This is a genomic window from Pseudomonas sp. SDO5522_S412 (assembly GCF_054071215.1).
In genome coordinates, this window is the sequence record NZ_JBSVWQ010000014.1 from 1 (window position 1) to 15013 (window position 15013).

General features: G+C 58.9%; 18 protein-coding genes and 1 tRNA gene. 8 read left to right on the forward strand and 11 right to left on the reverse strand.

Annotation, left to right across the window (positions count from 1 at the left end; genetic code table 11):
- Positions 1 to 87: 87 nt before the first annotated feature.
- Together cysE and trmJ are read right to left on the reverse strand one after the other, a co-directional pair.
- Positions 88 to 873, reverse strand: a complete 786-nt coding sequence (gene cysE, locus ACW9I6_RS05565) for a serine O-acetyltransferase (RefSeq protein ID WP_008438291.1) — start codon at positions 871 to 873, stop codon at positions 88 to 90.
- 2 nt (positions 874 to 875) lie between these two features.
- Positions 876 to 1646 (reverse strand): tRNA (cytosine(32)/uridine(32)-2'-O)-methyltransferase TrmJ, encoded by a 771-nt coding sequence (gene trmJ, locus ACW9I6_RS05570; protein ID WP_003210307.1) that lies wholly within the window; start codon positions 1644 to 1646, stop codon positions 876 to 878.
- 145 nt (positions 1647 to 1791) lie between these two features.
- Between trmJ and suhB the strand changes: the two genes are divergently transcribed.
- Positions 1792 to 2607 carry a type III secretion system regulator SuhB gene (suhB, locus tag ACW9I6_RS05575; protein ID WP_003175971.1) on the forward strand — a complete coding sequence of 272 codons (816 nt, stop codon included), beginning with the start codon at positions 1792 to 1794 and terminating at the stop codon, positions 2605 to 2607.
- Between the two features lie 51 nt (positions 2608 to 2658).
- Here the strand turns inward: suhB and ACW9I6_RS05580 are convergent, their stop codons facing one another.
- The 6 genes from ACW9I6_RS05580 to queA all read right to left on the reverse strand — a co-directional run bounded on the left by ACW9I6_RS05580 (position 2659) and on the right by queA (position 8738).
- A complete protein-coding gene (locus ACW9I6_RS05580) occupies positions 2659 to 3207 on the reverse strand; it encodes a glycine zipper 2TM domain-containing protein (RefSeq protein ID WP_003210309.1) in 549 nt (182 codons plus the stop codon).
- Positions 3208 to 3330: 123 nt separating this feature from the next.
- Complete coding sequence (gene secF, locus ACW9I6_RS05585) at positions 3331 to 4245, reverse strand: protein translocase subunit SecF (protein WP_003210311.1); 915 nt, start codon at positions 4243 to 4245, stop codon at positions 3331 to 3333.
- Positions 4246 to 4254: 9 nt separating this feature from the next.
- Positions 4255 to 6123 carry a protein translocase subunit SecD gene (gene secD, locus ACW9I6_RS05590; RefSeq protein WP_003210312.1) on the reverse strand — a complete coding sequence of 623 codons (1869 nt, stop codon included), beginning with the start codon at positions 6121 to 6123 and terminating at the stop codon, positions 4255 to 4257.
- A gap of 62 nt (positions 6124 to 6185) precedes the next feature.
- Positions 6186 to 6524, reverse strand: coding sequence for a preprotein translocase subunit YajC (gene yajC / locus ACW9I6_RS05595; RefSeq protein WP_003175975.1), 339 nt, complete (start codon positions 6522 to 6524; stop codon positions 6186 to 6188).
- A 43-nt stretch (positions 6525 to 6567) separates the two neighbouring features.
- Entirely contained in the window at positions 6568 to 7683 is a 1116-nt protein-coding gene (gene tgt / locus ACW9I6_RS05600) for a tRNA guanosine(34) transglycosylase Tgt (protein WP_003210314.1), read from the reverse strand.
- Between the two features lie 5 nt (positions 7684 to 7688).
- Positions 7689 to 8738, reverse strand: coding sequence for a tRNA preQ1(34) S-adenosylmethionine ribosyltransferase-isomerase QueA (gene queA, locus ACW9I6_RS05605; RefSeq protein ID WP_457339027.1), 1050 nt, complete (start codon positions 8736 to 8738; stop codon positions 7689 to 7691).
- A gap of 108 nt (positions 8739 to 8846) precedes the next feature.
- Here queA and ACW9I6_RS05610 point away from each other — a divergent pair.
- Positions 8847 to 8931, forward strand: a tRNA-Leu gene (locus ACW9I6_RS05610).
- A 94-nt stretch (positions 8932 to 9025) separates the two neighbouring features.
- Positions 9026 to 9355 carry a hypothetical protein gene (locus ACW9I6_RS05615; RefSeq protein WP_008438439.1) on the forward strand — a complete coding sequence of 110 codons (330 nt, stop codon included), beginning with the start codon at positions 9026 to 9028 and terminating at the stop codon, positions 9353 to 9355.
- On the opposite strand, the gene ACW9I6_RS05620 is transcribed toward ACW9I6_RS05615, so the two are convergent.
- Positions 9352 to 9987, reverse strand: coding sequence for a LysE family translocator (locus ACW9I6_RS05620; RefSeq protein ID WP_102605677.1), 636 nt, complete (start codon positions 9985 to 9987; stop codon positions 9352 to 9354). The two genes, ACW9I6_RS05615 and ACW9I6_RS05620, sit on opposite strands and share 4 nt — an antisense overlap.
- 157 nt (positions 9988 to 10144) lie before the next feature.
- Here ACW9I6_RS05620 and ACW9I6_RS05625 point away from each other — a divergent pair, with 157 nt between their 5' ends.
- From ACW9I6_RS05625 to ACW9I6_RS05645, 5 genes are all read left to right on the forward strand, one after another.
- Complete coding sequence (locus ACW9I6_RS05625; protein WP_003210321.1) at positions 10145 to 10513, forward strand: PH domain-containing protein; 369 nt, start codon at positions 10145 to 10147, stop codon at positions 10511 to 10513.
- A 37-nt stretch (positions 10514 to 10550) separates the two neighbouring features.
- Positions 10551 to 10871 carry a DUF6966 domain-containing protein gene (locus ACW9I6_RS05630; RefSeq protein ID WP_008438441.1) on the forward strand — a complete coding sequence of 107 codons (321 nt, stop codon included), beginning with the start codon at positions 10551 to 10553 and terminating at the stop codon, positions 10869 to 10871.
- Positions 10872 to 10996: 125 nt separating this feature from the next.
- Positions 10997 to 12160, forward strand: a complete 1164-nt coding sequence (locus ACW9I6_RS05635) for an S-type pyocin domain-containing protein (protein ID WP_214499328.1) — start codon at positions 10997 to 10999, stop codon at positions 12158 to 12160.
- 14 nt (positions 12161 to 12174) lie between these two features.
- Positions 12175 to 12453, forward strand: a complete 279-nt coding sequence (locus tag ACW9I6_RS05640; protein ID WP_457339028.1) for a colicin E3-like toxin immunity protein — start codon at positions 12175 to 12177, stop codon at positions 12451 to 12453.
- 9 nt (positions 12454 to 12462) lie between these two features.
- On the forward strand, positions 12463 to 12933 hold the full coding sequence (locus ACW9I6_RS05645; protein WP_457339029.1) for a hypothetical protein: 471 nt from the start codon (positions 12463 to 12465) through the stop codon (positions 12931 to 12933).
- Here ACW9I6_RS05645 and ACW9I6_RS05650 read toward each other — a convergent pair.
- Positions 12890 to 14287, reverse strand: coding sequence for an ATP-binding protein (locus ACW9I6_RS05650; RefSeq protein WP_457339030.1), 1398 nt, complete (start codon positions 14285 to 14287; stop codon positions 12890 to 12892). The two genes, ACW9I6_RS05645 and ACW9I6_RS05650, sit on opposite strands and share 44 nt — an antisense overlap.
- On the reverse strand, positions 14284 to 14946 hold the full coding sequence (locus ACW9I6_RS05655; protein ID WP_177021394.1) for a response regulator: 663 nt from the start codon (positions 14944 to 14946) through the stop codon (positions 14284 to 14286). The genes ACW9I6_RS05650 and ACW9I6_RS05655 overlap by 4 nt, the downstream gene beginning before the upstream one ends.
- Between the last annotated feature and the right edge of the window lie 67 nt (positions 14947 to 15013).

Sequence of the window (15013 nt, forward strand, 5' to 3'; positions counted from 1 at the left end):
GTGGTTCAGTCGGGGTGTTTGGTGACTGTTACACCGCTTTCGCGAGCAAGCCCGCTCCCACATGGGTTTTGCAGTGATTGCGAGACTTCAGCCAGCCTTGGTGGCGGCACTTTCGTCCTTGATCTCGGCGAAGTCTTCCTTGCGCAGCTCAGGCAGATCCTTGGCGCAGTAGCTGCTGCCGAGGTCTTTCAGGGCACCGCACATACCGTCCAGCTTGCCGTCCACCGCTTGCAGGTGATCCAGCAACTGACCGATGGCACGCGCTACCGGGTCAGGCATGTCTTCGCTGACGCCATAGGCATCGAAGCCGATCTTCTCGGCCATGGCCTTGCGCTTGGCCTCCTGCTCATCACCCACTTCCGGCTTGACGATGATCCGCCCCGGAATACCGACAACCGTTGCGCCAGGCGGTACAGCCTTGGTCACCACAGCATTGGAGCCGACCTTGGCGCCCGCACCCACGGTAAACGGACCGAGCACCTTCGCGCCCGCCCCTACTACAACGCCATCTTCCAGCGTAGGGTGGCGCTTGCCTTTGTTCCAGGTTGTGCCACCCAGGGTCACGCCCTGGTACAGGGTCACGTCATCACCAATCTCGGCGGTCTCGCCAATAACGATGCCCATCCCGTGGTCGATAAAAAAGCGGCGGCCGACCTTGGCGCCCGGATGAATCTCAATCCCGGTCAACCAACGGCCGAAGTTCGACACCAGCCGCGCCAGCCATTTCCAGCCCATGCCCCACAAGGCGCCGGACAGGCGATGGATCCAGATCGCATGCATGCCCGGGTAGCAGGTCAGCACTTCAAAGGCGTTGCGCGCCGCCGGGTCACGGTGGAAAACACTCTGGATATCTTCTCGCAAACGCTCGAACATTTTTAATCCTTCCGTTTAAGAAGCTCGCCACGGGCCGCTTTCTGGGTTTCCGTGAGGATGCCACGCAATATATTCATTTCTGCCCGGCTGACCGAGCTGCGTCCGTACAACCGACGCAGGCGCGCCATCAAGTGCCGCGGTTTTTCCGGATCGAGGAACTCGATGGCCACCAGGGTTTGCTCCAGGTGCTCATAGAATCGCTCCAGCTCGTCCATGGTGGCCAGTTCGCCACTCTTGGTCGAAGCAACCTCATCCTTTTCAACCTTGCTTGGCTGGCCTTCAGCGGCCAGCCAGGCCATGCGCACTTCATAACTCAACACCTGCACCGCTGCCCCGAGGTTCAGCGAACTGAACTCAGGGTCTGATGGAATGTGCACGTGATAATGACATCGCTGCAGCTCTTCATTGGTCAGGCCGGAGTCTTCACGGCCGAATACCAAGGCGATTTCAGCGCCGCCGGCGGCCTCTTCCACGACTTTGGTCCCGCATTCGCGAGGATCCAGCAGCGGCCAGGGGATGCGACGGTCGCGAGCGCTGGTGCCGAGCACCAGGTTGCAGCCGACCAGCGCGTCTTCCAGAGTGGCAACGACCTGGGCTTTTTCGAGGATGTCATTGGCGCCGGACGCGCGCGCATCGGCCTCGTGGTGCGGGAACACACGCGGCTCCACCAGCACCAGGCGCGTCAGCCCCATGTTCTTCATGGCTCGCGCCACGCCGCCGATATTGCCGGGATGACTGGTATTGACGAGGACGACACGGATGTTTTGCAGCAAGGGAGGCGCTCTCGGACACGGGAAAGGGGAGCAAATCTTACAGAACAGCCTAAGGTTATGCCATGAAAGGTAACGTCGTCCTTCACCTGAAGAAAGTTTCTGCTAGAATGCTCGGCTTTCTTTAACAACCTTAGGTGACACATCCATGCAGCCCATGCTGAATATCGCGCTGCGCGCCGCCCGCAGCGCCAGTGAATTGATCTTCCGCTCCATCGAGCGCCTGGATACCATCAAGGTCGACGAAAAAGACGCCAAGGATTACGTATCCGAGGTGGATCGCGCCGCCGAGCAGAAAATCATCGACGCGCTGCGCAAGGCCTACCCTACCCACGGCATCCTCGGTGAAGAAACCGGCCTGCACAAAGGTAGCGGCGAAGGCGAAGACTACCTGTGGATCATCGACCCACTGGATGGCACCACCAACTTCCTGCGCGGTATCCCGCACTTTGCCGTGAGCATTGCCTGCAAATACCGTGGCCGCCTGGAACACGCCGTTGTGCTGGACCCGGTTCGCCAGGAAGAATTCACCGCCAGCCGTGGCCGTGGCGCCCAGTTGAACGGTCGCCGCCTGCGCGTCAGCGGTCGCACCAGCCTCGACGGCGCCCTGCTGGGTACCGGCTTCCCATTCCGTGACGACCAGATGGACAACCTGGAAAACTACCTGGGCATGTTCCGCGCCCTGGTTGGCCAGACCGCCGGCATCCGTCGCGCCGGCGCAGCCAGCCTGGACCTGGCGTATGTCGCTGCCGGTCGTTTTGATGCGTTCTGGGAGTCGGGCCTGTCCGAGTGGGACATGGCTGCAGGCGCACTGCTGATTCAAGAAGCGGGCGGCCTGGTGAGCGACTTCACCGGTGGTCACGACTTCCTGGAGAAGGGTCACGTGGTTGCCGGCAACACCAAATGCTTCAAGGCAGTCCTGACGGCGATCCAGCCGCATCTGCCGGCTTCGCTGAAGCGCTAAGCGAGCGAGCACAAAAAAGCACCCCTCGGGGTGCTTTTTTTATACCTGGGATTACTGCTGCGGCTGGTTCTGACCGATAACCAGGCGCCCTTCCTTGTCGACGGGGATCTGGTTGCCCGGATCACGATCCATGCGCACGGAGCCTTCCTTGCCGTCCAGGGTGTAACGTACGTCGTACCCGACAACCTTGTCGCTGATGTCATTAACGGTATTACAACGAGTTTGCGTGGTGGTGTAGGTATCGCGGTTCTGCATGCCTTCCTGAACCTTGTTACCAGCGTAACCGCCACCGACCGCACCGGCCACGGTGGCCAGCTTCTTGCCATTACCGCCGCCGACCTGATTACCCAACAGGCCGCCCGCCAGCGCACCGACCACCGTACCAACGATCTGATGCTGATCCTGCACAGGTTTCTGCCGGGTTACGGCAACATCCTTGCAGACTTCACGCGGGGTTTTAATCTGGGTTTTCACCGGCTGCACCGCCAGCACTTGCGCATACTCAGGGCCGCTTTTTACCAGGCTGTAGGTGGCAACAGCACCCCCGGCAGTCACACCGACAGCACCCAATACCGCACCAACCAGTAACGACTTGTTCACGTGAACCTCCTGACCATCACAAACGGACCGAACGATCCGCGCTATACCCAGCCTTGGAGCAAAAAAAAAGGCGCGAGTTCAATACTCGCGCCTTATTTGTAACAGCAGATCAACAATCACCCATCAAGGGCGGTCGTCGACCTCCTTGCCGGTGCTGGCAGGAGGGATCAAGTCTTCGCTGTTGAGGTTCAGCCAGATCAGTACCACGTTGGCGATGTAGATCGACGAGTAGGTACCCGCCAGCACGCCGATGAACAGCGACAGCGAGAAGCCCCACAGGTTGTCGCCACCGAACACCATCAGTGCGGCAATCGCCAGCAAGGTGGAGATCGACGTCGCCATGGTGCGCAGCAGGGTCTGGGTGGTGGAGATGTTGATGTTCTCGATCAACGTCGCCTTGCGCAGCACCCGGAAGTTCTCACGAACCCGGTCGAATACCACGATGGTGTCGTTGAGGGAGTAGCCAATGATTGCCAGCACCGCCGCCAATACCGTCAGATCGAAGGTGATCTGGAAGTAGGCCAGGATGCCCACGGTCACGATCACGTCGTGGATCAGCGACACAATGGCGCCGACACCGAACTTCCACTGAAAGCGGAAAGCCAGGTAGATCATGATGCCGACCAGCGCCATCAGCATGCCGAGGCCGCCCTGGTCGCGCAGTTCTTCACCCACTTGCGGGCCCACGAACTCGACGCGCTTGACCGACGCCGGGTTGTCGCCGCCGACCTTCTGCAAGGCCTCGGCTACCTGGTGACCCAGTTGCGGGTCTTCGCCGGGCATACGCACCAGCAGGTCGGTGGTTGCACCAAAGCTCTGCACGATAGCTTCGTGATAGCCGGCCTTGACCAGCTCGTTGCGCACCAGGCTAACGTCGGCCGGCTTCTCGTAGGTCAGCTCGATGAGCGTACCGCCGGTGAAGTCCAGACCGTAGTTCAGGCCCTTATGGAACCAGCTGAACAACGCCAGAACGGTAAGGAGCATGGTGAAGCCGAACGCAACGTTGCGAACGCCCATGAAGTTGATTGTACGTAACATGGCAGCCCCTTAAATCCACAACTTCTTGAAGTCACGTCCGCCAAAGATCAGGTTGACCATTGCGCGGGTCACCATGATGGCCGTGAACATCGAGGTAAAGATACCGAGGGACATGGTCACCGCAAAACCTTTGACCGGGCCGGTGCCCATGGCAAAGAGAATCCCGCCGACCAACAGGGTGGTCAGGTTGGAGTCGAGAATTGCAGTAAATGCCCGGCCGAAGCCTTCGTTGATTGCCCGTTGCACGGTCATGCCCGCAGCAATCTCTTCACGAATCCGCGAGAAGATCAGTACGTTGGCGTCAACCGCCATACCCATGGTGAGTACGATACCGGCGATACCTGGCAGGGTCAGCGTTGCACCCAGCAGCGACATCAGGGCCAGCAGCATCACCATGTTGCCCGCCAGCGCGACGGTGGCGATGACGCCGAAGAAGCGATAGATGGCGATGATGAACAGGGAGACGAACAGCATGCCCCACAGTGCAGCGTCGATACCCTTGGTGATGTTGTCAGCACCCAGGCTCGGGCCGATGGTACGTTCTTCAGCGAAGTACATCGGGGCGGCCAAGCCACCGGCACGCAGCAGCAGCGCCAGTTCGGACGACTCACCCTGGCCGTTCAGGCCGGTGATGCGGAATTGAGCACCCAGCGGCGACTGGATGGTCGCCAGGCTGATGATCTTCTTCTCTTCTTTAAAGGTCTGTACCGGTACGTCTTTCTCGACGCCGTCAACCACTTGCTTGGTGTAGGTGGTGACAGGACGCTGCTCGATGAAGATCACCGCCATGCTGCGACCGACGTTGCTGCGGGTTGCGCGGCTCATCAGTTCGCCGCCGTGGCCATCCAGGCGGATGTTCACTTCAGGCGTACCGTGCTCGCCGAAACCAGCCTTGGCGTCGGTCACCTGGTCACCCGTAATGATCAAGCCACGCTCGATCAGTGCAGGAGGACGATTGCCTTCACGGAACTCGAACTCTTCTGCAGTAGCACGGGTAGCACCCGGCTCAGCCGCCAGGCGGAATTCCAGGTTGGCTGTTTTACCCAGGATACGCTTGGCTTCAGCGGTGTCCTGCACGCCCGGCAGTTCAACCACGATGCGGTTGGCACCCTGGCGCTGAACGATCGGCTCGGCCACACCCAGTTCGTTGACGCGGTTACGTACCGTGGTCAAGTTCTGCTTGATCGAGTATTCACGGATTTCCGCCAGCTTGGCCGGGGTCATCGCCAGACGCAGTACCGCCTGACCATTGAGGTCGGCCGGAACAATGTCGAAATCGTTGAAGTTCTTGCGGATCAGCGCACGGGCCTGTTCGCGGGTTGCTTCGTCAGCAAAGCCCAGTTGGATGGCACCGTTGAGCTGCGGCAGGCTGCGATAACGCAGGCGCTCTTTACGCAGCAGGCTCTTCACATCGCCTTCGTAGACTTTCAGGCGAGCGTCGAGGGCCTTGTCCATGTCCACTTCCAGCAGGAAGTGCACACCACCGGACAAGTCCAGACCCAGCTTCATCGGGTGTGCGCCGATCGCGCGCAGCCATTTTGGCGTGGTCTGTGCCAGGTTCAGTGCGACGACGTAGTCATCACCCATGACCTTGCGCACAACGTCTTTTGCCGGCAATTGGTCTTCTTGCTTGGTCAGGCGCAACAAGCCGCCCTTCGCATCAGCAGCCAAACTTGCCGCTTTAACCTGGATACCCGCGTCGGTGAGCGCTTTGCTCGCACGGTCCAGATCAGCCTGATTGACCTGCAGCGCAGTGCTGGCGCCAGTGATCTGGATAGCCGGGTCATCAGGATAGAGATTGGGAGCGGAATAAATAAAACCGATCGCCAGCACCGCCAGGATCAGTACGTATTTCCACAGAGGGTATTTGTTCAGCATCACGCCGCCCGCTTATAACGCGGGGCGCCTTGCGCGCCCCGTCGATTGGTAAAGGTTGTTACTTAGATCGCTTTGAGCGTGCCTTTTGGCAGCGTGGCAGCGATGGCGCCCTTCTGGAACTTCATTTCTACGGTGTCGGAGACTTCCAGAACCACGAAAGCGTCGGACACTTTAGTGATCTTGCCGGCGATGCCGCCAGTGGTCACAACTTCGTCGCCTTTCTGCAAGCTGCCCAGCAGGTTCTTCTGCTCTTTGGCGCGCTTGGCCTGTGGACGCCAGATCATCAGGTAGAAGATGACCAGGAAGCCGACCAGGAAAATCCACTCAAAACCACCGCCCATAGGACCGGCAGCGGCCGGTGCAGCGGCATCAGCCATGGCATTAGAGATAAAAAAGCTCATTTAGCACTCCAGTTGCAAATAGTGAATCTTAGGGTCGGAAAACTCAGTCCAAGGGCGGCACAGGCAGCCCGCGCTTGGCATAGAAGGCATCGACGAAGGCGGCCAATGTACCCTGTTGAATAGCCTCGCGCAAACCAGCCATCAGGACTTGGTAGTGACGCAAATTGTGGATGGTATTCAACATGCTACCCAGCATTTCCCCACACTTGTCCAGATGGTGCAGATAAGCGCGCGAGAAGTTCTGGCAGGTGTAGCAGTCACAGGTAGGATCCAGCGGCGATTCATCATGGCGATGGAACGCGTTACGGATCTTCAGCACGCCTGTATCGATGAACAGATGCCCATTGCGGGCATTACGGGTTGGCATCACGCAATCGAACATGTCCACACCGCGGCGCACACCCTCTACGAGATCCTCCGGTTTGCCAACGCCCATAAGGTAACGAGGTTTGTCAGCCGGCATCAGGCCCGGCAGGTAATCCAGCACCTTGATCATCTCGTGCTTGGGCTCGCCCACCGACAGGCCGCCGATGGCCAGGCCGTCGAAGCCGATCTTGTCCAGGCCTTCCAGCGAGCGCTTGCGCAAGCTTTCATGCATGCCGCCCTGCACGATACCGAACAGGGCAGCGGTGTTATCGCCATGGGCGTTTTTCGAGCGCTGGGCCCAACGCAACGACAGTTCCATGGAAATCCGCGCGACGTCTTCATCGGCCGGGTACGGCGTGCACTCGTCGAAAATCATCACGATGTCGGAGCCCAGGTCACGTTGCACCTGCATCGACTCTTCCGGGCCCATGAACACTTTGGCGCCGTCCACCGGGGAGGCGAAGGTCACGCCCTCCTCCTTGATCTTGCGCATGGCGCCCAGGCTGAACACCTGGAAACCACCGGAGTCAGTGAGGATCGGGCCTTGCCACTTCATGAAGTCATGCAGGTCGCCATGCTTCTTGATCACTTCGGTGCCCGGGCGCAGCCACAGGTGGAAGGTGTTGCCGAGGATGATCTCGGCGCCCGTGGCGACGATGTCACGCGGCAGCATGCCTTTTACCGTGCCGTAGGTACCGACCGGCATAAAAGCCGGGGTCTCGACGGTACCGCGAGGGAAAGTCAAACGGCCGCGGCGAGCTTTACCATCCGTGGCCAGCAATTCAAACGACATACGACTCATGATTGTTCCTCTGGGCCGCGCGGCGCCGGATTACGGGTGATAAACATCGCATCACCGTAGCTGAAAAAACGGTATCCGTTATCGATGGCGGCTTGATAAGCGGCCATGGTCTCGGGATAACCGGCAAATGCCGACACCAGCATCAACAGCGTGGATTCCGGCAAATGGAAATTGGTCACCAGAGCATCGACCACATGAAACGGCCGGCCCGGGTAGATAAAGATGTCTGTGTCGCCACTGAACGGCTTGAGCACGCCATCGCGCGCCGCGCTTTCCAGCGAGCGCACGCTGGTCGTACCGACCGCCACCACCCGCCCGCCGCGCGCCTTGCACGCTTCAACCGCATCCACGACGTCCTGGCTGACTTCCAGCCACTCGCTGTGCATATGGTGGTCTTCGATGTTATCCACACGCACCGGCTGAAACGTGCCGGCCCCCACGTGCAGGGTCACATAGGCCGTTTCAACGCCTTTGGCGGCAATCGCATCCAGCAGCGGCTGGTCGAAATGCAGCCCCGCCGTCGGTGCAGCCACCGCGCCCAGTCGCTGGGAATACACCGTCTGATAACGCTCGCGGTCCGAGTCTTCATCCGGACGGTCTATATAAGGAGGCAACGGCATATGGCCGACGCGTTCCAGCAGCGGCAACACTTCCTCGGCAAACCCAAGCTCGAACAACGCATCATGACGGGCCAGCATTTCTGCTTCGCCACCGCCATCGATAAGGATCTTCGAACCCGGTTTCGGCGACTTGCTGGAGCGCACGTGGGCCAGCACGCGATGGCTGTCCAGCACCCGCTCCACCAGAATTTCCAGCTTGCCGCCGGATGCTTTCTGGCCAAAAAGGCGAGCCGGAATCACCCGGGTATTGTTGAAAACCATCAAGTCGCCTGGGCTTAAATGCTCAAGCAAATCAGTGAATTGACGGTGTGCGAGGGCACCGCTGACCCCGTCCAGGGTCAGCAGTCGACTGGCGCGACGCTCGGCCAAAGGATGGCGAGCGATCAGCGAATCAGGGAGCTCAAAAGTAAAGTCAGCAACGCGCATGATGGGGTTCGTCTAGCAGGGCCGGGAAGTCTAGCGGAAATAGTGAAAATTGACCATGAAACGTGATTGACCAACGGTAATCTCATCTCTATACTTCGCCGCCATTGAGCCCTGATGGCGGAATTGGTAGACGCGGCGGATTCAAAATCCGTTTTCGAAAGGAGTGGGAGTTCGAGTCTCCCTCGGGGCACCATCTTAAAAAAAGACCTTGAAATTCAAGGTCTTTTTTTTCGCCTGCAGGAAAGTGATGATGGGCGGGCGAACGCGAGAAAAGAGGAACCTTGGCCATGGAACAGACGCTGGAAGCTGTAGCGCTTTTTGCGCTCAAGCTGGTGCATGAGACCGAAGGCGCGAGCCCGATTCTGCGGGACGACCTGGTCATGGACGGCTATGAGCGGGAGGTGTTTGGCTTGCTGGTGCGCAAGGGCGATATCAACGTCATCCAGCATAAGATCGACGAGTGCCTGGCATTGGCCCTCGAATCCCTGGGCGGTGCACACACCGTGATGGGCCGCGAGCTGCAACGGCTTGCGGTGGATGCGCGCCAAGCGACGACACTCGAAGAACTCAATGCCCCGCTCAACGCACTCAAGGATTACCTGAAGGCGATCCTTTAACGCCTGCCTTCGACCGCCATGCGTACAGCCAGGCCCATCAGCACCGAGCCCATCAACCAGCGCTGTACGGTTTGCCAGACCGGTTTGCGGATGAAGAACCCCGCGATCGAGCCCGCCATCAGAGCGATCAGCCCGTTGACGCTCACGCTGATCATGATCTGCGTAAAGCCCAGTACCAGCGATTGCGACAGCACACTGGCGTGCCCGTTGGGGTCGATAAACTGGGGCAGCAACGACAGATACATCACTGCCACTTTGGGATTCAGCAGGTTGGTGACAAAGCCCATCATGAACAGCTTGCGCGGGCTGTCCTTGGGCAAGTCCCGCACCTGGAAGGGCGACCGGCCACCCGGCTTCACCGCCTGCCAGGCCAGGTAAACCAGATACAGCGCCCCGCCGAGCCGCAGCGCGTCGTAGGCATAGGGAACCGCCATCACCAACGCGGTGATACCCAATGCCGCGCAGAACATATAGACGACAAAACCCATCGCAACGCCGCCCAGGGAAATCAGCCCGGCCAATCGCCCCTGGCAGATCGACCGCGAAATGAGGTAAATCATGTTCGGGCCGGGCGTCAGTACCATGCCGAGCGAGATCAGGCCGTAGGCAAGCAGGCTGGAGAGTTCGGGCATGGTGTGGCTCCTTGACGACGTAAAACCTTGTGATGGCCGGCGGGTTGTTGGCGCCATGGTAGGTCGATAAAAGGAACACCGTTAGATACAGATCCGCGAGCAAAACGTCATACACCGGTACCGGCATCTGCTGCACCACTCACCCAAGGAAAGGCACATGATCGACTTCAACAACAAAGGCTTCTTCAAGCTCAAGCAGAACAACGAATACGCCGAGCGCGTTTCGTCATTGCTGCTGGATGATGAGCAGGTCATCGATTCCTATAAGGCCATGCGCGATGGGGTGGTGTTCACCACCAAGCGCATCATCGCCGTGAACGTGCAAGGGATTACCGGCAGCAAAAAAGACTTCACGTCCCTGCCGTACAAAAACATCGTCGCGTATTCGGTGGAAACCTCCGGGACGTTCGATCTGGATTCGGAGCTGGAGATTTACTTTTCGGCGGTGGGGAAAGTGAAGTTTGAATTCACGGGAAAGACGTCGATTGTTGAGATATCGAGGGTGATTTCCAGGCATGTGCTTTGAACCGTTACGAAAACTCCGCTTTTAAGGATTTCCCACTATGGGCCCAAAAACCGCAGAGCTAATCGATGTGCTTGAGGAACTTGCCATCCTGCTGGAAAGCGATGGGGACAATCACTGGAGCCGATGGATGCGTAAGGCCAAAACCTTATTGCAAGCATCCGATTACTCCGGAATCACCTATTTGCGCTCTGCATACGGCGGAATGGGCTCGTTCAATGACCTCGTTCTTGGACAAAGCAGCGAAGGCGGCGTTTTTTTCTGGAAGCCTGGATACAAGGAGTTGAACGACCGGTTGGACGGGTTACGTAATAAAGCCGCGCAGTTGGGCGCGCAGATACAGCGCTCTCAGGCAGAGTAAACGTGCTTGAATCAATGTAGCGATTGCTAAAGTGACTTTTCCCACACCTCCCATCGAACAACGAGAATTTCAGGTTCTTCTCCGCTCTCATAGGCTCGCTTCCTTGCACAGGGAAGTGAGCAGCCATGACAGAGCGCGCGTATCCAATTACCGAAGAAGAGCAGCTGAAGCGGCGAATCCTGACGCCGCAGCCTAAGCAGATTCCGTATTCACCGTTCATTGATTTGTATGAAGCCCCTCCCGCGCCCACGCCTGAACCCGCGAGAATTCCAGGTCATGTATTCGCCAAGTCGTGCCAACTGCCCGACGGGATCATCAGCTACAACAACCCCACCGGTTATGTGCCGCTTGAGCTGATCAAGGATTACGGCCACTTCACGCTGTTAGGCGGACGGGAAGTGGACAGCCAAGGCGGCGTATCCCTCAGGAAAATCAGCGGTAGTGCCCTACCCGTTGGGCTTGGCCAGCTTGTGCTGCGTACATCCGCGTTGGAGTCCGCGGCTGCGGCGGTCGGTGCCGCCGCTGGGGGTTTGCTTGCAGGGCTGGTGGCGCTGGCCTGGCCGTCGGAGCTTGGCGACAGTGCGCTCTATAGCGAAGAGCAGCTTCGTCACCTGCAAAAAGCCCGTTCGCGGATGCGGTTGCATATCGAGCAACGCGCCGATGGGACGCTGAAGGGATATGGGTTTTACACCGGTAAAAATACCGACTGGCAGATGATCGATGTGGTGCAGTTTCAGCGTCGTGACAGTCAGTTCGTGGCGGATCTTGGCGAGGGTGTGGAGCTGATTTGGACGCCGGCCATTGATCCTGGCGACACCCTTGGCATACCGGCATTGGAGGCTGCACCACAAGCGCCGGTGATGTGGATTTATCCGCCGACGGAGGCGGCCAAACAGATGCTGGTGAACCCGATTTATCCGCCGGAGTATCGGGATTTTATTCTGGTTTTTTCGGTGGAGTCGGGGGTTCGGCCGCTGTATGTGGTGGTTAACGAACCACGAAAGGGGCTTAAAAACCCGGACCATGATTATTTCCCGGCCCCCAACGCTGCAGACATAACAGGCTTTCCAGGTCTGATAGACCAAAGACCCGTGACACCTAGAAAAGGCGGTAGCGGCTTACGCGAGCGCTGGATAGATGCCAAAGGGAGGAAAATATTTGAGTGGGATTCCAAGAAAGGCGAATTAGAAGTCTATCGAAACAGTGACCTTGCCCACCTAGACGCATTCGATCCCTACACCGGTGAGCGCCGAGGTCGAGCAAAACCCGAACGCCGCATATACAGATAAGTGGAAAACACATCATGGTTATGAAAGTCAGATTGCGTTGGTACGACAAGCAAAGCAATTACGTGAAGGCAGATGAATACTCGGCAGATTTTGATGATGCGGAGAGCTTTTTTGAAAGCCTCGGGTTGAGTCAAGAAACAGCCATATACGCGGACGTGTTCAATGTTCTCCCAGGCTGGATGGCGATTATCCAACCGCATTTCAAACACATAATTGAACCCGCGAACTTCGATTACCAAATCTCTTTCAGCTACCAAGGCACATGGCCGCCCCAATCCTCCAAGAAACCATAAAGGAATCCAATGAAAAAGCCCCCTCTCTACCGCTCAGTCAACACCCGCACGCACAACGTGCGTCACGGCAGTTGCCGCACCTACAGGCAACAACGCCATAGTAAAAGTGAAAAGAATTCCATGCTCAGCCGTGGATCAATGCATAGCCATCACCGGCACGGTCTCGATTACACGCCACTATTTCAGTTTCTTCTGTCCAAGGTCGGCCATCATTGGGATGGTGTGTTCAGCGAAGCCAACGCCCGCCTGGACCGCCCGGAACCTGTGTTCTGGATGGTTGCTCTGCATGAAAGCGACAAAAAAGAGTACGTACGAACGGACGAATCCAGTTACTACAGCGGCTTGTATGTCGACGAGGCTGGCCTGCTGCAAAAGGTTAACCCACAACTGACACCCGCGTTCATGAAGCCGTTTTGCGACTGCTGCACCCACACCTTCAACGGTGTGGTATTCCCACCGGTTCCACCCCACAGGCGCTAAAACTCAACCGCGCACACAACCCACCCACCTCCCGGTTATACAACTCCAACCGCCCCCCAATCTTCCCCACGATCATCTGCACAATCGCCAACCCCAACCCCGCCCCATTCGCATTCCCACGACTATAAAACCGCTCGAACAACCGCCCAATCTCCCCTTCATCAATCCCCGGCCCCGCATCCTCCACACACAGCTGCACCACGCCCGAATCCTCCTCCCGCACCACCACCCTCACCTCACTCCCCGCCGGCGAGAAATTCAGCGCATTGGTCACCAGGTTCTGCAGCGCAATCGCCAACGCTATCGGGTCCGTTTCAATCCAGCATTCCTCATCCCCTTCCAGCACCAACTCAACGCCTTTCTCCATCGCCAGGGGCGTCAGTTCCGCAAGTTCTTCGCGCACCAACTCCGTCAACGGCACACGCACTCGTACGGTGTTGTTCAACTGCGGCTCGATGCGCGCCATGGTCAGCAGTTGGCTGCCAATGCGCGTCGCCCGGTCCACGCCATTCACCAAGAAGTCCAACGCCTCTCGCCGCTCCTCCCCGGTACCCGCGCTCTGGGCGTTCTGCGCGTGAATGCGCAATATCGCCAACGGCGTGCGCAGTTCATGCGCCGCGTCCGCGATAAACCGACGCTCCCGCTCCAGCAGGTCATCCACCTGCACCAGCAGGCGGTTCAGCGCGGTTTGCATCGGTTCCAGGTCCGTGGGCAATGGCTCAAGTTGCAGCGGTCGCAACGTATTGCTGTCCCGCCCGCGAATGGCCTGGGCCATGGCGCGCAGGGGCTTGAGGCCCCAGCCGATGGTCAGCCAGATCAACAACGCCAGCAGCGGCACGCCAATCAGGATGGGCCAGAGGGTGTGGCGGATGATGCGCTGGATCACGTCCTGGCGAATGTCGTCGCGCTCGCCCACCCAGATCAGCAGGCCTTGTTGCATGTCGGCGAGCATGAACGCGCACCAGTCATTGCCGTTTTCCATCAGGTCGTGAGGCCCGAGGGTGGTGGGCGGTGCGTTGAGGATCGGCGCGTCGGTGGAGCGCACCAGCAGTTGGCCGTCGGCGCGCCATACCTGGAAGGTCAGGCGGGTTTCGTAGGGGTGCGCGGCGCCGTCTTCGCCGACACGGCTCATGGCTTGATCGAAAGCCTGGTAGAGGCGGTCCCAGTCGGCATCGCCGGGATCGCGCTGGCGCAGTACGCCTTGCAGCAAACGGGCGCTTTGGGCGAGTTGGGCGTCGTAGACTTCTTCGATTTCGTGGTGGCTGTCCCGCAGCACGAGCCAACTGATCAGGCCATCACCCAGCAGGATCAGCACCAGTACCGGAATGAGGATGCGCGCGCGGACCGAATTCATGGTTTGAGTTCCACCATGTAGCCCACGCCACGCACGGTGCGGATCAGTTCGGTGGAGAGTTTTTTGCGCAGGTTGTGGATAAGGACTTCGAGGGTGTTGCTTTCGACGCGGTCCTGCCAGCCGTACAGCGCGCGGGACAGACGTTCGCGGGTGACGACTTTGCCGGGGCGCACCATCAGTTGGTGCAGCAGTTGGTATTCCATCGGCGTGACCACAACGTCCTCGCCTTGATAACTGACCTGTTGGGTCACCGGGTCCAGGCTCACGCCCGCATGTTCCAGCAATGGTTGCGCGCGGCCCTGGCTGCGGCGCAACAGGGCGCGCACACGGGCCTTGAACTCTTCGACGTCGAAGGGTTTGACCAGGTAGTCGTCGGCGCCGGCGTCCAGGCCGGCGATGCGCTCGGCGGTGCCGTCGCGGGCGGTAAGGATCAGCACCGGCAGGTCGTATTGCTCGGCGCGCAGGGTTTGCAGGAGTGTGAGGCCGTCAAGGCGCGGCAGGCCGAGGTCGAGCAGCAGCAGGTCGAAGCTTTCGGTGCGCAACGCGTGCAAGGCGCTGACGCCATCCTGCAACCAGTCCAGGGTGTAGCCTTCGGCGCCCAGGGCCACGCGGATCCCTTGGCCAAGGGCACGATCATCTTCGACAAGGAGCAGGCGCATAACTGATTCTCTGGAGTAATCGGCGGCATGATGCCGTGTAACCGTCGAGGCTATTTCGGGAAAGATG

Excerpts from the sequence above, each read along its gene's own strand:
- cysE (WP_008438291.1), bottom strand. The coding sequence starts at position 873 with ATGTTCGAGCGTTTGCGAGAAGATATCCAGAGTGTTTTCCACCGTGAC.
- suhB (WP_003175971.1), top strand. The coding sequence starts at position 1,792 with ATGCAGCCCATGCTGAATATCGCGCTGCGCGCCGCCCGCAGCGCCAGT.
- secF (WP_003210311.1), bottom strand. The coding sequence starts at position 4,245 with ATGTTACGTACAATCAACTTCATGGGCGTTCGCAACGTTGCGTTCGGC.
- secD (WP_003210312.1), bottom strand. The coding sequence starts at position 6,123 with ATGCTGAACAAATACCCTCTGTGGAAATACGTACTGATCCTGGCGGTG.
- yajC (WP_003175975.1), bottom strand. The coding sequence starts at position 6,524 with ATGAGCTTTTTTATCTCTAATGCCATGGCTGATGCCGCTGCACCGGCC.
- tgt (WP_003210314.1), bottom strand. The coding sequence starts at position 7,683 with ATGTCGTTTGAATTGCTGGCCACGGATGGTAAAGCTCGCCGCGGCCGT.
- queA (WP_457339027.1), bottom strand. The coding sequence starts at position 8,738 with ATGCGCGTTGCTGACTTTACTTTTGAGCTCCCTGATTCGCTGATCGCT.
- ACW9I6_RS05615 (WP_008438439.1), top strand. The coding sequence starts at position 9,026 with ATGGAACAGACGCTGGAAGCTGTAGCGCTTTTTGCGCTCAAGCTGGTG.
- ACW9I6_RS05620 (WP_102605677.1), bottom strand. The coding sequence starts at position 9,987 with ATGCCCGAACTCTCCAGCCTGCTTGCCTACGGCCTGATCTCGCTCGGC.
- ACW9I6_RS05625 (WP_003210321.1), top strand. The coding sequence starts at position 10,145 with ATGATCGACTTCAACAACAAAGGCTTCTTCAAGCTCAAGCAGAACAAC.
- ACW9I6_RS05630 (WP_008438441.1), top strand. The coding sequence starts at position 10,551 with ATGGGCCCAAAAACCGCAGAGCTAATCGATGTGCTTGAGGAACTTGCC.
- ACW9I6_RS05635 (WP_214499328.1), top strand. The coding sequence starts at position 10,997 with ATGACAGAGCGCGCGTATCCAATTACCGAAGAAGAGCAGCTGAAGCGG.
- ACW9I6_RS05640 (WP_457339028.1), top strand. The coding sequence starts at position 12,175 with ATGGTTATGAAAGTCAGATTGCGTTGGTACGACAAGCAAAGCAATTAC.
- ACW9I6_RS05645 (WP_457339029.1), top strand. The coding sequence starts at position 12,463 with ATGAAAAAGCCCCCTCTCTACCGCTCAGTCAACACCCGCACGCACAAC.
- ACW9I6_RS05650 (WP_457339030.1), bottom strand. The coding sequence starts at position 14,287 with ATGAATTCGGTCCGCGCGCGCATCCTCATTCCGGTACTGGTGCTGATC.
- ACW9I6_RS05655 (WP_177021394.1), bottom strand. The coding sequence starts at position 14,946 with ATGCGCCTGCTCCTTGTCGAAGATGATCGTGCCCTTGGCCAAGGGATC.